At 60.6% G+C, this 18287-nt stretch carries 28 protein-coding genes; all 28 read right to left on the bottom strand.

Annotation, left to right across the window (positions count from 1 at the left end; genetic code table 11):
• Positions 1–49: 49 nt before the first annotated feature.
• Complete coding sequence (locus Q8R81_RS05105; RefSeq protein WP_305616365.1) at positions 50–799, bottom strand: SRPBCC family protein; 750 nt, start codon at positions 797–799, stop codon at positions 50–52.
• A 45-nt stretch (positions 800–844) separates the two neighbouring features.
• Entirely contained in the window at positions 845–1495 is a 651-nt protein-coding gene (locus Q8R81_RS05100) for an adenylate kinase (RefSeq protein WP_305616364.1), read from the bottom strand.
• 30 nt (positions 1496–1525) lie between these two features.
• The gene (gene secY / locus Q8R81_RS05095; protein ID WP_305616363.1) at positions 1526–2893 is read right to left on the bottom strand and encodes a preprotein translocase subunit SecY; all 1368 of its coding nucleotides are present in this window, start codon (positions 2891–2893) and stop codon (positions 1526–1528) included.
• 148 nt (positions 2894–3041) lie between these two features.
• The gene (rplO, locus tag Q8R81_RS05090) at positions 3042–3560 is read right to left on the bottom strand and encodes a 50S ribosomal protein L15 (RefSeq protein WP_305616362.1); all 519 of its coding nucleotides are present in this window, start codon (positions 3558–3560) and stop codon (positions 3042–3044) included.
• Between the two features lie 171 nt (positions 3561–3731).
• On the bottom strand, positions 3732–3908 hold the full coding sequence (rpmD, locus tag Q8R81_RS05085; RefSeq protein WP_054107573.1) for a 50S ribosomal protein L30: 177 nt from the start codon (positions 3906–3908) through the stop codon (positions 3732–3734).
• A 6-nt stretch (positions 3909–3914) separates the two neighbouring features.
• A complete protein-coding gene (gene rpsE / locus Q8R81_RS05080; RefSeq protein WP_305616361.1) occupies positions 3915–4646 on the bottom strand; it encodes a 30S ribosomal protein S5 in 732 nt (243 codons plus the stop codon).
• 2 nt (positions 4647–4648) lie between these two features.
• Entirely contained in the window at positions 4649–4999 is a 351-nt protein-coding gene (gene rplR, locus Q8R81_RS05075; protein ID WP_305616360.1) for a 50S ribosomal protein L18, read from the bottom strand.
• A complete protein-coding gene (rplF, locus tag Q8R81_RS05070) occupies positions 4999–5532 on the bottom strand; it encodes a 50S ribosomal protein L6 (protein WP_305616359.1) in 534 nt (177 codons plus the stop codon). Before rplF ends, rplR begins: the two co-directional genes overlap by 1 nt.
• A complete protein-coding gene (gene rpsH / locus Q8R81_RS05065) occupies positions 5532–5927 on the bottom strand; it encodes a 30S ribosomal protein S8 (RefSeq protein ID WP_305616358.1) in 396 nt (131 codons plus the stop codon). Before rpsH ends, rplF begins: the two co-directional genes overlap by 1 nt.
• Before the next feature lie 10 nt (positions 5928–5937).
• On the bottom strand, positions 5938–6243 hold the full coding sequence (rpsN, locus tag Q8R81_RS05060; RefSeq protein ID WP_305616357.1) for a 30S ribosomal protein S14: 306 nt from the start codon (positions 6241–6243) through the stop codon (positions 5938–5940).
• 42 nt (positions 6244–6285) lie between these two features.
• Positions 6286–6867 (bottom strand): 50S ribosomal protein L5, encoded by a 582-nt coding sequence (rplE, locus tag Q8R81_RS05055; protein ID WP_305616356.1) that lies wholly within the window; start codon positions 6865–6867, stop codon positions 6286–6288.
• Positions 6860–7177 (bottom strand): 50S ribosomal protein L24, encoded by a 318-nt coding sequence (rplX, locus tag Q8R81_RS05050; protein ID WP_305616355.1) that lies wholly within the window; start codon positions 7175–7177, stop codon positions 6860–6862. The genes rplE and rplX overlap by 8 nt, the downstream gene beginning before the upstream one ends.
• Positions 7177–7545 (bottom strand): 50S ribosomal protein L14, encoded by a 369-nt coding sequence (gene rplN / locus Q8R81_RS05045; RefSeq protein WP_305616354.1) that lies wholly within the window; start codon positions 7543–7545, stop codon positions 7177–7179. The genes rplX and rplN overlap by 1 nt, the downstream gene beginning before the upstream one ends.
• Positions 7546–7648: 103 nt before the next feature.
• On the bottom strand, positions 7649–7918 hold the full coding sequence (gene rpsQ, locus Q8R81_RS05040; RefSeq protein ID WP_305616353.1) for a 30S ribosomal protein S17: 270 nt from the start codon (positions 7916–7918) through the stop codon (positions 7649–7651).
• Between the two features lie 10 nt (positions 7919–7928).
• The gene (gene rpmC, locus Q8R81_RS05035) at positions 7929–8135 is read right to left on the bottom strand and encodes a 50S ribosomal protein L29 (RefSeq protein ID WP_305616352.1); all 207 of its coding nucleotides are present in this window, start codon (positions 8133–8135) and stop codon (positions 7929–7931) included.
• Positions 8136–8146: 11 nt separating this feature from the next.
• Complete coding sequence (rplP, locus tag Q8R81_RS05030) at positions 8147–8581, bottom strand: 50S ribosomal protein L16 (protein WP_305616351.1); 435 nt, start codon at positions 8579–8581, stop codon at positions 8147–8149.
• 22 nt (positions 8582–8603) lie between these two features.
• Entirely contained in the window at positions 8604–9299 is a 696-nt protein-coding gene (rpsC, locus tag Q8R81_RS05025; RefSeq protein ID WP_305616350.1) for a 30S ribosomal protein S3, read from the bottom strand.
• A gap of 2 nt (positions 9300–9301) precedes the next feature.
• A complete protein-coding gene (gene rplV / locus Q8R81_RS05020; RefSeq protein ID WP_305616349.1) occupies positions 9302–9679 on the bottom strand; it encodes a 50S ribosomal protein L22 in 378 nt (125 codons plus the stop codon).
• Positions 9679–9957 (bottom strand): 30S ribosomal protein S19, encoded by a 279-nt coding sequence (gene rpsS / locus Q8R81_RS05015; protein WP_305616348.1) that lies wholly within the window; start codon positions 9955–9957, stop codon positions 9679–9681. The genes rplV and rpsS overlap by 1 nt, the downstream gene beginning before the upstream one ends.
• Positions 9958–9962: 5 nt before the next feature.
• The gene (rplB, locus tag Q8R81_RS05010) at positions 9963–10799 is read right to left on the bottom strand and encodes a 50S ribosomal protein L2 (protein WP_305616347.1); all 837 of its coding nucleotides are present in this window, start codon (positions 10797–10799) and stop codon (positions 9963–9965) included.
• A gap of 9 nt (positions 10800–10808) precedes the next feature.
• Entirely contained in the window at positions 10809–11111 is a 303-nt protein-coding gene (locus Q8R81_RS05005) for a 50S ribosomal protein L23 (RefSeq protein ID WP_305616346.1), read from the bottom strand.
• A complete protein-coding gene (gene rplD / locus Q8R81_RS05000; RefSeq protein WP_305616344.1) occupies positions 11104–11727 on the bottom strand; it encodes a 50S ribosomal protein L4 in 624 nt (207 codons plus the stop codon). Before rplD ends, Q8R81_RS05005 begins: the two co-directional genes overlap by 8 nt.
• 3 nt (positions 11728–11730) lie before the next feature.
• A complete protein-coding gene (rplC, locus tag Q8R81_RS04995) occupies positions 11731–12489 on the bottom strand; it encodes a 50S ribosomal protein L3 (protein WP_305616343.1) in 759 nt (252 codons plus the stop codon).
• A 392-nt stretch (positions 12490–12881) separates the two neighbouring features.
• Entirely contained in the window at positions 12882–13193 is a 312-nt protein-coding gene (rpsJ, locus tag Q8R81_RS04990; RefSeq protein ID WP_039334374.1) for a 30S ribosomal protein S10, read from the bottom strand.
• A 168-nt stretch (positions 13194–13361) separates the two neighbouring features.
• Complete coding sequence (gene tuf / locus Q8R81_RS04985; RefSeq protein ID WP_305616342.1) at positions 13362–14552, bottom strand: elongation factor Tu; 1191 nt, start codon at positions 14550–14552, stop codon at positions 13362–13364.
• Positions 14553–14644: 92 nt separating this feature from the next.
• Entirely contained in the window at positions 14645–16717 is a 2073-nt protein-coding gene (gene fusA, locus Q8R81_RS04980) for an elongation factor G (protein ID WP_305616341.1), read from the bottom strand.
• A 75-nt stretch (positions 16718–16792) separates the two neighbouring features.
• Positions 16793–17263, bottom strand: coding sequence for a 30S ribosomal protein S7 (gene rpsG, locus Q8R81_RS04975; protein ID WP_292632077.1), 471 nt, complete (start codon positions 17261–17263; stop codon positions 16793–16795).
• Positions 17264–17407: 144 nt separating this feature from the next.
• Complete coding sequence (gene rpsL / locus Q8R81_RS04970) at positions 17408–17779, bottom strand: 30S ribosomal protein S12 (RefSeq protein ID WP_305616340.1); 372 nt, start codon at positions 17777–17779, stop codon at positions 17408–17410.
• Positions 17780–18287: the final 508 nt, after the last annotated feature.

The following is an 18287-nucleotide window of genomic DNA, read 5'->3' as shown; positions in this document are numbered from 1 at the left end:
GATGCAGACTAGCGTGTTTTAAGCCATGCGATAGCCGTGTCTGGCGCCCTCACCTGTCGTCGGGCGCGGCGCTACCGCTGCCTGGAAACAGTTTGTCGAGCGCTGACTTGACCGATTTACCGGCAGCTTCCTCGTCCCGCCCCGGATCGGGTGTATAGCTCGGCACTTCCTCCGCAGCCGGAGCCTCGGCGTTGACGGCTTCGGTAGCGATGACCGGTGCTGAAGCCTCCACAGGCTGAACAGGCCCCAGAAGCTTCACAAGCCCTTCAAGCTGACCGTCCAGCACCTTGTCGACCGCGCCAGCGATCGTGTCAGCCTTGTAGCGCATGTAACCACCGACGACATATTCCCACAGGATCCGAGTCCTCTTGCCACCGCTGCCATCCACTGGCTTGAACGTTACCGTCATCGTGCCGTTCACAGCCTCGGATTGCAGCGGCCCTAAGCCGCCGACCATTCGCAGCGCGCGATAAGGCTCTGCATAGACAACGCGCATGTGCATGACAGAGCCAGGTTTTTGGCCCGCTGGGGCGTCCTTTGGCACAGGAAGCTTTTCGCAGAAGCAGCCGTTCGCGTTTGGCTCAAGTGTCAGATTGGCCGCATCGCCCGAAAAGGTGTGCTGCGCGTTCCACCACAGCGACGGGCTGACCAGAGCTTTCCACGCCTCTGCTGGGCTGACCGCCACTTCACCGGCTATGCGCGATACAAAGCCCGCCTCGCTCTTCTGCGTGACTTCGGCAGACGCGGGAACGGCGGAGCCGACCAGCCCCGCCGCAAAAAGTATCGTCATGGTGCGCATTGCCGGAGCCTCCCCCTGCCCCAATCAGGCAGGCACCCCTGCCTGTTAGCGCTTGAGCAGGATCGCCTCAATGGCTGCTGTCACCTCGTCCATGTCAGCCATGCCGTTCACGCGGGCAACAATGCCTTGCGCTTCATAGATCGGCAGGATCGGCGCGGTCTTGGCCCGGTATTCGGCCATGCGCGTGCGCACGGTTTCCTCATTGTCGTCTGGACGACGCTTGAATTCGTGAGAGCCGCACTTGTCGCAAGTGCCTTCAATCGCCGGCTTCTCGAACGTGTCGTGATAGCCCTTGCCACAGCTTGCGCAGGTGTAGCGACCGGTGATGCGATCAACCAGCGCGTCTTCGTCCACCTCCAGCTCGATCACATGATCCAGGGCCTTGCCACGAGCAGCCAGAATTTCGTCAAGCGATTCAGCTTGCGGTGCCGTGCGCGGATAACCGTCGAAGATCGCACCCTGCCCCTCGGGCAGCGCATCAAGTTCATCGCCGATCAGCGCTGAAACGATCTCGTCCGAAACCAGCTCGCCTGCTTCCATCACAGCCTTGGCCTTGAGGCCTACCGGCGTCCCGGCCTTCACCGCAGCGCGCAGCATGTCGCCGGTTGAAAGCTGCTTCATGCCGTGACGTTCGACCAGACGATGTGCCTGGGTGCCCTTACCCGCGCCCGGAGGCCCCAACAGAATGATGTTCACGTAAGCTACCCCCTCTAGCGGCTGCTGCTCTCAGCGCAGCCTGCCCTTTAACTTCGCCTTCTTGATCAGGTCGCCATACTGGTGCGCCAGCAGGTGCGACTGGATCTGGGTGATTGTATCGACCGTCACGTTGACCACGATCAGCAGGCTGGTGCCACCAAAGAACACTGCCCCCATGCCGGTCTCGGCCATGATGAATTCCGGCACCACGCACACTACAGTGATATAGGCAGCGCCCAGCACGGTGATGCGGGTCAGCACATAATCGAGGTAGTTCATGGTATTCTTGCCCGGACGGATGCCCGGGATGAACCCACCGTTCTTCTTCAGGTTCTCGGCGGTTTCCTCCGGGTTGAACACCACGGCGGTATAAAAGAACGCGAAGAAGATGATCCCCAGCGCGTACAGCAGCATATACAGCGGCTTGCCGTGCCCAAGGTATTGGTTCAGCGTGACGATCGCCTGACCCATCGTGGTGTCTGGCGAGATCGAATTGCCGGCAAACTGCGTGATCGTCAGCGGCAGCAGCAACAGCGAACTGGCAAAGATCGGCGGAATGACGCCTGCGGTGTTGAGCTTCAGCGGCAGATGGCTGCTGTCAGCCTGCATCATGCCGCGCTGCGTTGCCCGCTTCGGATACTGGATCAACAATCGCCGCGTTGCGCGTTCGAAGAAACAGATCGCCAGCACCAGCGCGACGAGCATGATAACGATGCCCACGATCAGGAACGGAGAAATCGATCCGGTGCGCCCACCTTCAAACAGATTGCCGAAGAACTTGGGCAGTTGCGCCACGATCCCGGCCATGATGATCAGCGAAACGCCGTTGCCGATCCCGCGTGAAGTGATCTGTTCACCCAGCCACAGCAGGAACATCGTGCCGCCGATCAGCGAGATCACCGCACCCACGCGGAACAGCAAGCCGGGGTTGACCACCGCCTGCAGCCCGCTCGACGCGCCGTATGCTTCAAGCCCGGAGGCGAGCACCCAGCCCTGAATCGCGGTCAAAAGCACAGCGCCGTAGCGGGTGTACTGGTTGAGCTTCTTGCGCCCGCTCTCGCCTTCCTTCTTCATCGCCGCAAGGGTCGGATGAAGCGAGGCGGCCAACTGCACCACGATCGAAGCCGTGATATAGGGCATCACGCCCAGCGCGATCAGGCTCATGCGCTCCAGCGAACCGCCGGAAAACGCGTTAAAAATGTCGAGAACGCCACCCCGGGTCTGGTCGTAGAGCGTCTCCATAATCAGCGGGTTCACACCCGGCAGCGGCACAAAGCTGAGGAAACGGAAAACGATGAGCGCGCCCACCGTGAACCAGATCCGCTTTTTCAGCTCGGTCGCTTTGGAGAAGTTGGCCAGATTCAGGTTGCTGGCGATGTTATCGGCGCGTGATGCCATTTCGGGGTTCTAAGCCTTGCTGCGAAACCGGGCCATTGGCCTCAGGGATCGGACGTCTTGAGCTAGCCCATATAGTGCGGGATGACGAAAGTCGAACCCCTGCAATGCCGAAATCCCCGCCCGATGGCGGGCGGGGATCGGAAAGTGCTTACTTGGCCTGCTTGTTCGCCTCGCGGCGAGCGGTCTTCTTTTCATGCTCGCTCGGGCGGGCTTCGGGCAGTTCGACCGAACCGCCAGCCTTCTGCACAGCTTCAAGTGCGCCCTTGCTCACGCCGTCAACCTTGAAGGCGACCTTGGCAGTGAGTTCACCCTTGGCGAGCAGACGCACGCCGTCCTTGCCGCCACGGGCAAGGCCAGCAGCCTTCAGCACAGCGTGATCGACCGGAGCCGAAACATCGATCTTGCCGGCATCGATGAACTTCTGGACCATGCCCAGGTTCACTTCTGCAAAATCCTTGGCGAAGATGTTGTTGAAGCCACGCTTCGGGATGCGCATGTGAAGCGGCATCTGGCCGCCTTCGAAGCCATTGATGCTGACGCCCGAACGCGCCTTGGCGCCCTTCTGGCCACGGCCAGCGGTCTTGCCCTTGCCCGAGCCGATGCCACGGCCAACGCGCATGCGACCCTTGCGGGCACCATTGTTGTCGGAAATTTCGTTCAGTTTCATTTCGTGCACTCGCTTTCGCTTTTGTCGCGCTGAATGGAAGGGGCGCCCATAGGACAAAGCCTGCGGTCTGTCACCCCTATATGAAACGGCCAAACCATTGGATGTCCGCATCAAACGGAAAACCCCGGCACTTGGCCGGGGCGTCCCTTATTCCCACGTGGGAAGCAATGGTCAGTCGACCACGGCCACCATGTGAGGAAGCTTGGCAATGGCACCACGTACTTCGGCTGTATCTTCCAGCTCGACCACGCGGTTCATCTTGCCCAGGCCCAGGCCGATCAGAATCTTCTTCTGATGTTCCGGGCGACGGATCGGCGAACCGATCTGCTTGATCTTGATCGTAGCCATGACCGATTACTCCGTGATGGCGTCGGCAGCGGCTTCGGCTTCGACTACCGAAGCGCCACCACGGCCGAGCAGATCGGCAACCTTCTTGCCACGACGCTGAGCAACCGACTTCGGCGAAGTCTGGCTGACGAGCGCGTCGAAGGTTGCGCGGATCATGTTGTAGGGGTTCGAAGTGCCGACCGACTTGGTCACCACGTCAGCAACGCCAAGGCTTTCGAACACAGCGCGCATCGGGCCACCGGCGATGATGCCGGTACCAGCAGGTGCTGTGCGAACGTTGACCTTGCCTGCACCGAAACGGCCCTTGCCGTCGTGATGCAGCGTGCGGCCTTCCTTCAGCGGCACGCGGACCATCGCACGCTTTGCAGCGGCAGTAGCCTTGGTGATCGCTTCAGGCACTTCGCGCGCCTTGCCCTTGCCGAAGCCTGCACGGCCCTTGCCGTCACCGACCACGACCAGTGCTGCAAAGCCGAAGCGCTTGCCGCCCTTGACGGTCTTCGACACGCGGTTGATGTGAACCAGCTTTTCGATCAGCTCTTCACCACCGTCATCGTCACCGCCACGGCCACCGCCACGACGATCATCACGACGGCCACGGTTGTTTCCACCGCGATCATTGTTGCCACCGCGATCGTTGCCACCACGGCCGCGACCACGACCACGACCTTCACGCTGCTGCGGCTCGGCGCTGGTCGCTTCGACCGGTGCGACGCCTTCCAGGTTGGTTTCGTCAGCCATTGTCAGAACTCCAACCCGCCAGCGCGGGCAGCATCAGCCAACGCCTTGACGCGGCCATGAAACAGGAACCCGCCGCGATCGAACACGACAGTGGTAATACCGGCAGCCTTGGCCTTTTCGGCGATTTCGGTGCCAACCTTGACGGCAGCATCGACATTCGCGCCGATTGACTTCTCGCCCTTGACCAAGGTCGAAGCGGCAGCAAGCGTCTTGCCTTGCGCATCGTCGATGATCTGGACGTAGATGTGGCGGCCGGAGCGATGCACCGACAGACGGGGACGCCCGCCCGAACGCGCCTTCAGCGCCGTGCGGACGCGACGGCGGCGGCGTGCGAAGAGAGACAGCTTTGCCATTACTTCTTCTTCCCTTCCTTGCGGAAGATAAACTCGCCGCGGTACTTGATGCCCTTGCCCTTGTAAGGCTCGGGCTTGCGCCAGCGACGGATCTCGGCGGCGACCTGGCCAACCTTCTGCTTGTCGATACCCGAGATTTCCACCGTGGTGTTGTCCGGGGTCTTGATCTCGATGCCTTCCGGGATCGAAAAATCGACGTCATGGCTGTAGCCAAGCTGCAGCTTCAGGTTCTTGCCCTGCGAATTCGCGCGGTAACCAACACCGGTGATCTCAAGGACCTTGGTGTAGCCTTGCGTAACGCCGGTCACGAGGTTGTCGACGAGGGTGCGCTGCATGCCCCAGAAAGCGCGGGCCGACTTGGTGTCATTGGCCGGCTTTACGAGGATGGTATCGCCATCGACGATGTAGCTGATTTCGTCACGGAGCGTGAGCGTCAGGGTGCCCTTGGGCCCCTTTACGGTCAGCACGCCGTCAGCGATGTTCGCAGTGACGCCACCGGGGATCGCCACCGGCTTCTTGCCGATGCGGCTCATCAGAACACCTCCGCAAGCACTTCGCCACCGACGTTGGCAGCGCGCGCTTCGGCATCCGAAAGCACGCCGCGTGGCGTCGAGACGATGGTGATGCCAAGGCCGTTGCGGATTACCGGAAGTTCCTTGGAACCCGAATAGACGCGGCGGCCAGGCTTGGAGACACGGGCAACATGCTTGATCGCAGGCTGTCCTTCGAAATACTTGAGCTCGATGCGCAGCTGCGGGTGGGCACCGGTGGTGTCCTCCGAGAAGCCACGAATGTAACCTTCACGCTGAAGGACTTCGAGCACGTGCGCACGCAACTTGGACGCGGGCGAAAGGACGGTGTCCTTCTTTGCCTGCTGGCCGTTGCGGATGCGGGTGAGCATATCACCCAAGGGGTCGGTCATTGCCATCGGATGATCCTTACCAGCTCGACTTGGTCAGGCCGGGGATAAGGCCCTTGTTGCCTTTGTCCCGCAGCTCGATCCGGCAAAGGCCGAACTTGCGATAATAGCCACGAGGGCGGCCGGTTGTTGCACAACGGTTGCGAACCCGGGTCGGGTTTGCGTTGCGCGGAAGTTCGGCCATCTTCAGGCGGGCAATCAGACGCTCGGTTTCTTCGAGCGACTCATCGTCAGCAATGGCTTTCAGGGCGGCAAACTTTGCCGCGTACTTCACAACGAGCTTCTTGCGCTTCTCGTTCTTGTTGATGGAACTCAGTTTCGCCATGGACTTAAGCTCTCTTCTTCAATTCTGGTGAGCCAACAACGTTCAGGCAGCCTGCTGCTCTTCAGCAACTTCCTGCGGGAACGGGAAACCGAACAGGCGGAGCAGCTCGCGCGCTTCGTCGTCGGTCTTGGCGGTGGTGGTGACGATGATGTCCATGCCACGCACCTTCTCGATCTGGTCGTAGCTGATCTCTGGGAAGATGATCTGCTCTTTCAGACCCATCGCATAGTTGCCGCGGCCGTCGAACGACTTCGGGTTCAACCCACGGAAGTCGCGGATGCGGGGCATTGCGATGGTGATGAGACGGTCGAGGAATTCATACATGCGTTCACGGCGCAGGGTAACCTTGCAACCGATCGGCATGCCCTCGCGCAGCTTGAACTGCGCGATGGACTTCTTCGCCTTGGTGATGACGGGCTTCTGGCCAGCGATCAGCTCCATTTCGGCAGCTGCGATCGTGACCTTCTTCTTGTCCTGGCTCGCTTCGCCCACGCCCATGTTGAGCGTGATCTTTTCGATGCGCGGGATTTCCATTGCGTTCTTGTAGCCGAACTTGGCCTGCATCGCGGCTGCGATTTCGGCGTCATACTTCGACCGCATACGCGGGGTGTATTTGTCAGACATCGATGGCCTCCCCGGACTTGACGGCCACACGGACCTTCTTGCCGTCGCGCTCTTCGAAGCGGACGCGGGTGGGCTTGCCATCCTTGTCGGCTACCGAAACCTTCGAAATGTGCATCGCCGCTTCAAAGCGATCGATGCCACCCTGAGGGTTGGTCTGGCTGGGCTTGCGGTGACGTGCGGCGATGTTCACGCCCTGCACGATAACCTTCTCGTCCTTGGGAAGAACCTGCAGGACAGTGCCGGTACGGCCCTTGTCCTTGCCTGAACGAACGACGACAGTGTCGCCCTTCTTGATCTTAGCGGAAGCCATTACAGCACCTCCGGCGCAAGGCTGATGATCTTCATGAAGCCCTTGGCGCGCAGTTCACGCACCACAGGTCCGAAGATACGCGTGCCGATCGGCTCTTCGTTCTTGCCGACGAGCACGGCAGCATTGCCGTCAAAGCGGATGACCGAACCGTCTGCACGGCGGACATCCTTGCGGGTACGCACGATGACGGCGCGATGAACGTCGCCCTTCTTGACGCGCGCACGCGGCTGCGCTTCCTTGACCGACACCACGATGATGTCGCCGACGCTTGCGAACCGACGCTTGGAGCCACCCAGTACCTTGATGCACTGGACGCGCTTTGCGCCGCTGTTGTCCGCCACGTCGAGATTGGATTGCATCTGGATCATTGATCCGGTTCCTTCTCACTGGCTTGCCGGAACCAGTCCGGCAGTTCCAAAAACTGGTTGGGGTCCGCTATACGACTTCCGCCGCAAAGCAACCCCAAACTGCTCAGACGTCCGCTTCGAGAGCGGTGCCCTTGCCGGCTGTGACGCGGTCGATGACCTTCCACGTCTTCAGCTTCGAGATCGGCGCAGTCTCTTCGATGCGCACAGTCTCGCCGGTCTTGAAGGCATTCGCCTCGTCATGGGCGTGATACTTCTTCGAGCGGCGGATGATCTTCCCGTACAACGGGTGCTTCACCTTGCGCTCGACCTTCACGACCACGGTCTTGTCGGTCTTGTCGGAAACAATGGTTCCGACCAGAATACGCTTGGGCATAGTAGCTTCCTTACGCCTGGGCCGACTGAGAACGCTCAGTCTGCAGCGTCTTGATGCGCGCGATGTCGCGACGGACTTCCTTGATGCGCGCCGGGCGCTCAAGCTGGTTCGTCGCGCCTTGGAAACGCAGGTTGAACTGCTCGCGCTTCAGCTCGGCGAGGTCAGCTGACAGCTGGTCGTCGCTCTTGGCGCGAATGTCTTCGATCTTGGCCATCATTCGACTCCCAATCACTCGCCACCAAGGTGCGAAGTATCACCCAGGCGGGCGACGACCTTCGTCTTGATCGGCAGCTTCATCGCGGCGCGGCTGAAAGCCTCGGCTGCGAGCGGACCAGGGACGCCGTCCAGTTCGAACAGGATGCGACCCGGCTTCACGCGGGCTGCCCAGTATTCAATCGAACCCTTGCCCTTGCCCTGACGGACTTCAGCAGGCTTCTTCGAAACCGGCACGTCGGGGAAAATGCGGATCCACAGACGGCCCTGACGGCGAATGTGGCGCGTGATCGCACGACGGGCAGCTTCGATCTGACGAGCGGTAACCCGCTCCGGTTCCATGGCCTTGAGGCCGTAGGAGCCGAAGTTCAGGTCCGTACCGCCCTTGGCCAGACCGTGGATACGGCCCTTGAAGGTCTTGCGGAACTTGGTTTTCTTCGGTTGCAGCATGGTGCTTCTCTACCCTCGAGGCTCAGCGTGCCGGACGGACGCCGGAAGTCTGTGCTTCCATCATCAGTCGGTCCTGCGCCATCGGATCATGACCCAGAATCTCACCCTTGAAGATCCAGGTCTTGATGCCGATGATGCCATAGGCGGTCAGCGCTTCGGCTTCAGCATAGTCGATGTTCGCGCGCAGCGTATGTGCTGGCACGCGACCTTCGCGGTATGATTCCACGCGGGCGATTTCTGCGCCACCGAGACGGCCACCGCAGGTGATCTTGATACCCTCGGCGCCGAGACGCATGGCCGACTGCATCGCGCGCTTCATGGCACGACGGAAAGCCACGCGGCGGATCAGCTGGTCGGCAATGCCCTGAGCGACAAGCTTGCTGTCGATTTCCGGCTTGCGGATTTCGACAATGTTCAGCTTCACTTCGCTGTTGGTCATCGCGGCCAGCTTCGAGCGCAGCTTTTCAATGTCTGCACCCTTCTTGCCGATGATCACGCCAGGACGCGCCGCATAGATCGACACGCGGCACAGCTTGGCCGGGCGCTCGATCACCACCTTCGAGATCGCTGCCTGCGGCAGGGTCTCGACGATGAATTTGCGGATCGCAAGGTCTTCCTTGAGCATCTGCGCATAGTTGCGCCCTTCGGCGTACCAGCGGCTGTCCCAGGTGCGGTTGATCTGCAGGCGCAGACCGATGGGGTTTGATTTATGACCCATGATCAGGCCTCCTCAACTTCGCGAACCACAATCCGCAGCCGGCTGAACGGCTTCAGGATGCGGGTCGACTTGCCGCGACCACGGGTGTGGAAGCGCTTCATCGTGATCGACTTGCCAACCGAGGCTTCCGCCACGACCAGTGCATCGACGTCGAGGTTGTGGTTGTTTTCCGCATTGGCAATCGCCGAGGCGAGAACCTTGCGGGCATCAACCGCCATCCCCTTCTTCGAGAAGGAAAGGATGTTCATGGCCTCTTCGGCCTTCAGACCACGGATCAGCGCAGCCACGAGGTTCAGCTTCTGGGCCGAACCACGGATCTGCGTGCCAACCGACAGCGCTTCCTTGTCGCCAACGCGACGGGGTGCTTTAGGCTTGCTCATCAGCGCTTGCCCTTCTTGTCAGCAGCATGGCCGGGGAACGTGCGCGTGGGTGCAAATTCGCCGAGCTTGTGGCCGACCATCTCTTCCGAGACGGCGACCGGGATGAACTTGTGCCCGTTGTAGACGCTGAAGGTCAGCCCAACGAACTGCGGAATAATGGTCGAACGACGCGACCATGTCTTGATGGGGGCCGCGCGCGAACCAGCACCGTGAGAGGCTTCCGCCTTCTTCAGCAGGTGCAGGTCGACGAAGGGGCCCTTCCAGACGGAACGTGCCATGGTTGTTACCTCTTCTTCTTCGCGTGGCGCGAACGAATGATCATCTTGTCCGTCGACTTGTTGTGACGGGTGCGGGCGCCCTTGGTAGGCTTGCCCCACGGAGTCACAGGATGACGGCCACCCGAAGTACGGCCTTCACCACCACCATGCGGGTGATCGACCGGGTTCTTGGCGACGCCACGTGTCAGCGGACGCTTGCCCAGCCAGCGGTTACGACCGGCCTTCGCAAGGTTCTGGTTGGCGTTGTCGGGGTTCGACACGGCACCAACGGTGCCCATGCAGTCACCGCGCAGGTAACGCTGCTCGCCCGAGTTCAGGCGAACAATGACCATGCCGCGGTCACGACCGACGAGCTGGACATAGGTGCCTGCCGAACGTGCGATCTGAGCGCCCTTGCCCGGCTTCATCTCCACGTTGTGGATGATCGTGCCAACCGGCATCTGCGACAGCAGCATGGCATTGCCAGGCTTCACGTCGGTCTTTTCGCCAGCGACGACCGAGTCACCAACCGCAAGACGCTGCGGTGCGATGATGTAGGTCTGTTCGCCGTCCTCATACTTGATGAGAGCGATGAACGCCGTGCGGTTGGGGTCATATTCCAGACGCTCGACAGTTGCCGGCATGTCCCACTTGCGACGCTTGAAGTCGATGAAGCGGTACTTCTGCTTGTGACCACCGGCGATGCCGCGCGATGTCACATGACCCTTGTTGTTGCGGCCGCCGGTCTTCGACTTGCCTTCGGTCAGCGCCTTGAGCGGCTTGCCCTTCCACAGCGACGATTTGTCGACGAGGATCAGGCCGCGCCGTGCGGGGCTGGTCGGATTATAGCTCTTGAGTGCCATGGTCTAGCCTCAGATCCCGCTGGTGACGTCGATCGACTGGCCTGCGGCCAGGGTCACGACAGCCTTCTTGACGTCGGAGCGCTTGTAGGGCTTGCCCTTCCAGCGCTTGGTCTTGCCCTTCTGCGTCAGGGTGTTCACCTTGGTGACCTTGACGTTGAACAGGGCTTCGACCGCTGCCTTGATCTCCGGCTTGGTTGCCTTTTCGGCAACCTTGAAGACCACGGCGTTGTGCTCGCTGAGAAGCGTCGCCTTTTCAGTGATGTGGGGAGCCACGATCACGTCATAGTGACGCGTGTCGATTGCGTTAGCCATTGAAACGCGCCTCCAGCTGTTCGACAGCAGAGCGCGTCAGCACCAGCGTGTCATGCTTCAGGATGTCGTAAACGTTGGCACCGATCGCGGGCAGGACGTTCACGCCGATGATGTTGCGCGCAGCCTTGGCGAAGTTGTCGTTCACCGCATCGCCATCGATCACCAGAACCTTGCGGCCCCAGTTGGCCTTGCCGAGTTCTGCAACCAGAGCCTTGGTCTTGGCTTCGATGTCGAGCGAGTCGACAACCACCAGACCGGCCTTGGCCTTGGAAGACAGCGCCATCTTCAGACCGAGCGCACGAACCTTCTTGTTCAGCGAAGGGTTGAAGTCACGAACGCGAGGTCCGTGAGCCTTGCCGCCACCGATGAAGATTGGAGCTGCACGATCACCGTGACGAGCCGTACCGCCGCCCTTCTGGTTGCCGAACTTCTTGCCAGTGCGGGCAACGTCCGAACGCTCACGCGCCTTGCGGGCAGTGCCGCGACGCTTTTCGAGCTGCCAGGTGACAACGCGGTGCAGGATGTCTGCGCGGGGTTCGATGCCGAACACGTCTTCCGACAGTTCAACTTCGCCCGTGCCGACAGAGCCGTCGAGATTGAGGATCTGAACCTTCACGACTTAGCCCTCCTGACCTTCGGTGGCTTCGACAGCCGCGACGTTATCCGCCGGGGTGTCGGCAGCTGCCGAGTCATTGCTGTTGGCGGCCTGCTTGAGGCCAGCGGGATAGGGCGCTTCAGCGTGGCGCGAGACCTTGACGGCATCACGAACCAGCAGCCAGGCGTTCTTCGAACCGGGCACGGAACCCTTCACGAAAATCAACCCACGCTCATCATCCGTGCGGACGACTTCGAGGTTCTGCTGGGTGCGCTGGCGATCGCCCATGTGGCCGGCCATCTTCTTGTTCTTGAAGACGCGACCTGGATCCTGACGGTTACCGGTCGAACCGTGGGCACGGTGCGAGATCGAAACACCGTGGGTGGCGCGCATGCCTCCGAAACCCCAACGCTTCATCGCACCGGCAAAACCCTTGCCCTGCGTGTTGCCCGAGATGTCGACATACTGGCCGTTGGCGAAGTGCGAAGCAGCAATGGTCGAGCCGACTTCGAGCAGCGCGTCTTCTGCGACGCGGAACTCGGCGACTTCCATCTTCAGCGGAACTTCTGCCTTGGCAAAATGCTCGCGCTGCGGCTTGGCAACGTTCTTTTGTTTGGCTTGGCCTGCACCGAGTTGAACCGCAACGTAACCGTCACGATCTTCAGTGCGAACCGAAACCACCTGGCAATTTTCTAGCGACAGGACAGTGACCGGCACGTGCCGTCCATCTTCCTGGAAAAGGCGAGTCATCCCCACCTTCTTCGCGATCACGCCGGTGCGCATGATCCATACTCCATAACAGAGGCATGCCAGGCCCATCCCGACATGCGTGTTCAGCCCGTATGTGAAGCGCGCCCCCGACCGGGCTGAATACTTCCACTAGACGCAGAAGCAATCGGGGGACGCTTGCCCGGCTATGCTCACCCGGTTTCCCGGAAATGGCGCGGCGCCGGAGGTATCCCATTGTCAACGAGGCTTTTGTTACCCCGGAAACTCTGGCCCTTCACTCGGCATGAAACCGGGGTGAAGGTCTTGAGTTGGCTTCCACCAGCTCTTGTCTTTGCTTCCCCGCGAAGGCGGGGATTTCAGGCAGTCCGAAAACCACCTGTAAATTCCGGGACTGATACGGTCAGCCCAACCGGTCAAGACCCCCGACTACGCGGGGGTAAACTCGCTTAAGCGAGCTTGATCTCAACGTTCACGCCAGCGGCAAGGTCCAGCTTCATCAGCGCATCCACAGTGGCAGCATTGGGCTGCACAATGTCGAGGAGGCGCTTGTAGGTGCGGACTTCGAACTGCTCGCGCGACTTCTTGTCGATGTGCGGGCCACGGTTGACCGTGAACTTTTCGATGCGCGTCGGAAGCGGGATTGGACCCCGGATCAGCGCGCCGGTGCGGCGGGCGGTATCTGCAATTTCTCCAGTGGCCTGGTCGAGCACACGATGATCAAAGGCCTTAAGGCGAATGCGGATATTCTGGGCGTCCATGTCCGTTTACCGATGCGAAAGAGCGAAACAAAAAAGTCAGCTAACCTGCCCTCTACCCCACCCCATTATCTGAAGCTCGGGGAGAGCGGGCCAACTGCCAAAAAGCGATCAGTCGTAAAAAACCGACCGGCGGGAAGAGCGAATCTCCCCGCCGGTGCGCGGCCTATATTACTTCGAGATCGTGCTGACAACCCCAGAACCGACGGTACGGCCACCTTCGCGAATTGCGAAGCGCAGACCTGGATCCATCGCGATCGGAGCGATCAGCTTGACCGAGAGCGACAGGTTGTCGCCTGGCATGACCATTTCGGTGCCCTCAGGAAGGACAACTTCACCGGTCACGTCGGTGGTGCGGAAGTAGAACTGCGGGCGGTAGTTGGCGAAGAACGGCGTGTGACGGCCACCTTCATCCTTCGACAGCACGTAGACTTCTGCCGAAAACTCGGTGTGCGGCGTAACCGAACCGGGCTTGCAGAGAACCTGACCACGCTCAACGTCTTCACGCTTCACGCCGCGCACCAGTGCGCCGATGTTGTCGCCAGCTTCACCCTGATCGAGCAGCTTGCGGAACATTTCAACGCCGGTGACAACAGTCTTCTGCGTGTCCTTGAGGCCCACGATTTCGACTTCTTCACCAACCTTGACGATACCGGTCTCGACGCGACCGGTCACAACGGTGCCACGACCCGAGATCGAGAACACGTCTTCCACAGGCATCAGGAACGGCTTGTCGGTCGGACGCGGCGGCTGCGGGATCCACTCGTCAACGGCCTTCATCAGGGCGTTGATCGAATCGCGACCGATGGCATCGTCGCGGCCTTCGAGAGCGGCCAGAGCCGAACCCTTGACGAAGGGAATGTCGTCGCCTTCAAAGCCATACGAGCTGAGCAGTTCGCGCATTTCCAGCTCGACGAGCTCGAGGATTTCCTCGTCGTCGACCTGATCGACCTTGTTCATGTACACGACCAGAGCAGGCACGCCGACCTGGCGGGCAAGCAGGATGTGCTCGCGGGTCTGCGGCATCGGGCCGTCAGCCGAGTTCACGACGAGGATCGCGCCGTCCATCTGGGCAGCACCGGTGATCATGTTCTTCACATAGTCAGCGTGGCCTGGGCAGTCGACGTGTGCGTAGTGACGGTTGGCGGTTTCGTACTCGACGTGTGCGGTCGAGATGGTGATGCCGCGCTCGCGCTCTTCAGGAGCCTTGTCGATGTTCGCGTAGTCCGTGAACGTCGCGCCACCGGTCTCAGCGAGAACCTTGGTGATTGCGGCGGTCAGCGTGGTCTTGCCGTGGTCAACGTGACCGATGGTGCCGATGTTGCAGTGCGGCTTGGTCCGCTCAAACTTAGCCTTGGCCATTGTTCAAACCTTCTTTTTCAATGTGTGCAGATACTGCGGGAAATGGACGGCACCCGCTGAATCGAGCGCCGCCCCTAATGCTATCCGTGCGCTTATGCAAGCTTCGCCTTGAGCTCGGTTGCGACGTTTGCCGGAACCTCGTCGTAGTGGTCGAAGAACATGGAGTAGTTTGCACGGCCCTGGGTGAACGAGCGAAGCTGGTTCACGTAACCGAACATGTTTGCCAGCGGCACCATTGCGGTGACAGCCTGGGCGTTACCACGCGAATCGGTGCCCTGAATCTGGCCACGACGCGAGTTGATGTCACCGATAACGTCACCGAGGTATTCGTCGGGCGTTATCACTTCCACCTTCATGATCGGCTCGAGCAGCTTGATGCCGGCCTTCTGGGCGGTTTCACGCATCGCACCACGGGCGCAGATTTCGAAGGCCAGAGCCGACGAGTCGACGTCGTGATAGGCGCCGTCGTAAAGCAGCACTTCGAAGTCGATGATCGGGAAGCCGATCAGCGAACCGGTCAATGCGGTTTCACGGAAACCCTTTTCGATCGCGGGGATATATTCCTTCGGAATGTTACCGCCCTTGATTTCGTCCTTGAAGCTGAAGCCCGAACCGCGCTCGCCCGGCGTGACCTTCACCTTGATGCGGCCGAACTGGCCAGTGCCGCCCGACTGCTTCTTGTGGGTGTGGTCAAGCTCGATCGGCTTGGCCAGGTATTCGCGATAGGCCACCTGCGGCGCACCGACGTTCGCCTCGACCTTGAACTCGCGCTTCATGCGGTCGACAAGAATTTCGAGGTGAAGTTCGCCCATGCCCTTGATGATGGTCTGGCCGGATTCGTGATCGGTCGAAACGCGGAACGAAGGATCTTCGGCTGAGAGGCGATTGAGCGCAATGCCCATCTTTTCCTGGTCGGCCTTGGTCTTCGGCTCCACCGACAGTTCGATCACCGGCTCGGGGAATTCCATGCGCTCGAGGATGATCGGCTGCTTTTCCGAACACAGGGTATCACCCGTGGTCGTTTCCTTCAGACCGGCCAGCGCCACGATGTCGCCAGCGAAGGCTTCATCGATGTCTTCACGGCTGTTGGCATGCATCAGCAGCATGCGGCCAACCTTTTCCTTCTTGCCCTTCACCGAATTCAGGTAGCCGCCCTTGTTGAGCGTGCCCGAATAGATGCGGGTGAAGGTGAGCGAGCCGACAAACGGGTCGTTCATGATCTTGAACGCCAGCGCCGAGAACGGTGCATCGTCCGCCGTAGCGCGGCTGTCCGGCTCGTTCGTGTCAGGGTGGACACCCTGCACGTCCTCGATGTCGAGCGGCGAAGGCAGGTAATCCACAACGGCGTCGAGCAGGGGCTGAACGCCCTTGTTCTTGAACGCCGAGCCGCAGATCACCGGAACGAACGACTGGTTCAGCGTGCCCTTGCGGATCAACGCCTTGAGCGTCGCCACATCAGGCTCGTTGCCATCAAGGTACGCTTCCATCGCGTCATCGTCCTGCTCAACGGCAAGTTCGATCAACTGGTTGCGATAATCAGCGGCCTTGTCGGCCATGTCGGCAGGGATTTCCTCGTAGAAGAATTCAGCGCCCAGCGCCTCGTCCTTCCAGATGATCGCACGGTTCTCGACGAGATCAACGAGTCCCTTGAAATCAGCTTCCGCGCCAATCGGGAGATAAAGCACCGCTGGCTTCGCGCCGAGGCGATCGATGATCGTCTGCACGCAGTAGTAGAAGTTGGCGCCGGTGCGGTCCAACTTATTGATGAAGCACATGCGGGGGACTTTGTATTTGTCCGCCTGGCGCCATACGGTTTCCGACTGCGGTTCGACGCCGGCGACGCCATCGAAGGCGGCGACAGCGCCGTCCAACACGCGCAAGCTACGTTCGACTTCGATGGTGAAGTCCACGTGGCCGGGGGTGTCGATGATGTTGAGGCGGTGGTCGTTCCAGATGCAGGTGGTGGCGGCCGACGTGATCGTGATGCCGCGTTCCTGCTCCTGCTCCATCCAGTCCATCGTGGCGGCGCCGTCATGGACTTCGCCGATCTTGTAGGACTTGCCGGTGTAATAGAGGATGCGCTCGGTCGTCGTCGTCTTGCCGGCGTCGATGTGCGCCATGATGCCGAAGTTGCGATAACGCTCAAGCGGATGGCTGCGTGCCATGATGCTTTTCCTTGGAAATATGGGGGAGCCTGCGAGGCTCCGCCCATATGGTTACGGATGTGACCGTTTAAAGACTTACCAACGGTAATGGCTGAACGCGCGGTTCGCGTCGGCCATACGGTGGGTGTCTTCACGCTTCTTCACAGCGTTGCCACGGTTGTTCGCAGCATCGAGCAGTTCGGCCGAGAGGCGCGCGGCCATCGTGGTTTCGCTGCGGTTGCGCGCTGCGGTGATCAGCCAGCGGATGGCGAGCGCCTGGGCACGTTCGGGGCGAACTTCGACCGGAACCTGATAGGTAGCACCACCGACGCGGCGCGAGCGCACTTCGATCTGCGGGCGGACATTGTTCAGCGCATCGTGGAAGAGCTGGACCGGGTCCGCCTTCGCACGGGTCTGCATGGTTTCGAGCGCACCGTAGACGATGCTTTCTGCAACCGACTTCTTACCATCGAGCATGAGATTGTTCATGAACTTCGACAGGGTCTGATCACCGAACTTGGGATCGGGCAGGATGACCCGCTTTTCCGGACGACGACGACGTGACATACTTTTAACTCCTTCGGAGTGCGGCCCGCCCATCCGGGCGTGCCTTCCGGTTCCGGCCCGCTCCCCCACCCGGCCACCCATATTCTACCCTTGGTAGGGTAGCCGGGTGGGGGAGCGGGCCGGAACCGGACCTGACCAATTGGCTTACTTCGGGCGCTTGGCGCCGTACTTCGAGCGGGACTTCTTGCGATCCTTGACACCCTGCGTATCGAGCACGCCGCGCAGGACGTGGTAGCGAACGCCGGGAAGATCGCGGACGCGGCCGCCGCGGATGAGCACGACCGAGTGCTCCTGCAGGTTGTGGCCTTCACCCGGGATGTACGAAATGACTTCGCGGCTGTTGGTCAGGCGGATCTTGGCGACCTTGCGGAGAGCCGAGTTCGGCTTCTTCGGGGTGGTCGTGTAAACGCGCGTGCAAACACCACGCTTCTGCGGGTTCTGCTCCATCGCAGGGACCTTGGACTTGGCCTTCTGCGGTTCGCGGCCCTTGCGGACCAGCTGATTGATTGTGGGCATGAAGTACTCTTCACCTGTGTTGGTGGCGCTGGTGCCAAAGGTGAAGGATCGCGGATGCCGCAAAAGCGTGTGCGCGGGGACATAAGGCCCCGCCCTCAAGCGATCACGAACCGAAACGCTCCACCCGCAACATTCGTCGCCGGGTTACTTTGACGGATTATCTTCGGCCCTTCGACAAGCTCAGGGTGAGCGGAGACGCACCGGCAATGTTCAGCTCAAGCCACGAGGTTTGGACAAGCCGCACCTGTGGAAGGACGGGCGCTTAGGCGGGTTTGTGGGCGGGGTCAAGGGATTCGAAGTGGCCGAAGCTACTTCTGCGATGGAGTTCCGCAATCAAGCCGGTAAGTGTTTGAACATTCATGCGCACGGCGTCCGGAAACGTGGCGACCATTCCGGATGACCCTCGCATTTCCTCTCCCTGCGGCCCCTTTCCCTATATCAATGCACTGGCGACCGGCCTTCGGGGGCTTTGTCTTTGCGCTGACCCCACTGCCAAGGCCAGCAGCCT

The organism is Novosphingobium sp., assembly GCF_030696665.1.
GTDB lineage: Bacteria > Pseudomonadota > Alphaproteobacteria > Sphingomonadales > Sphingomonadaceae > Novosphingobium.
Note: the sequence above shows the minus strand (reverse complement) of the source record. Positions and strands in the feature narration are given on the sequence as shown.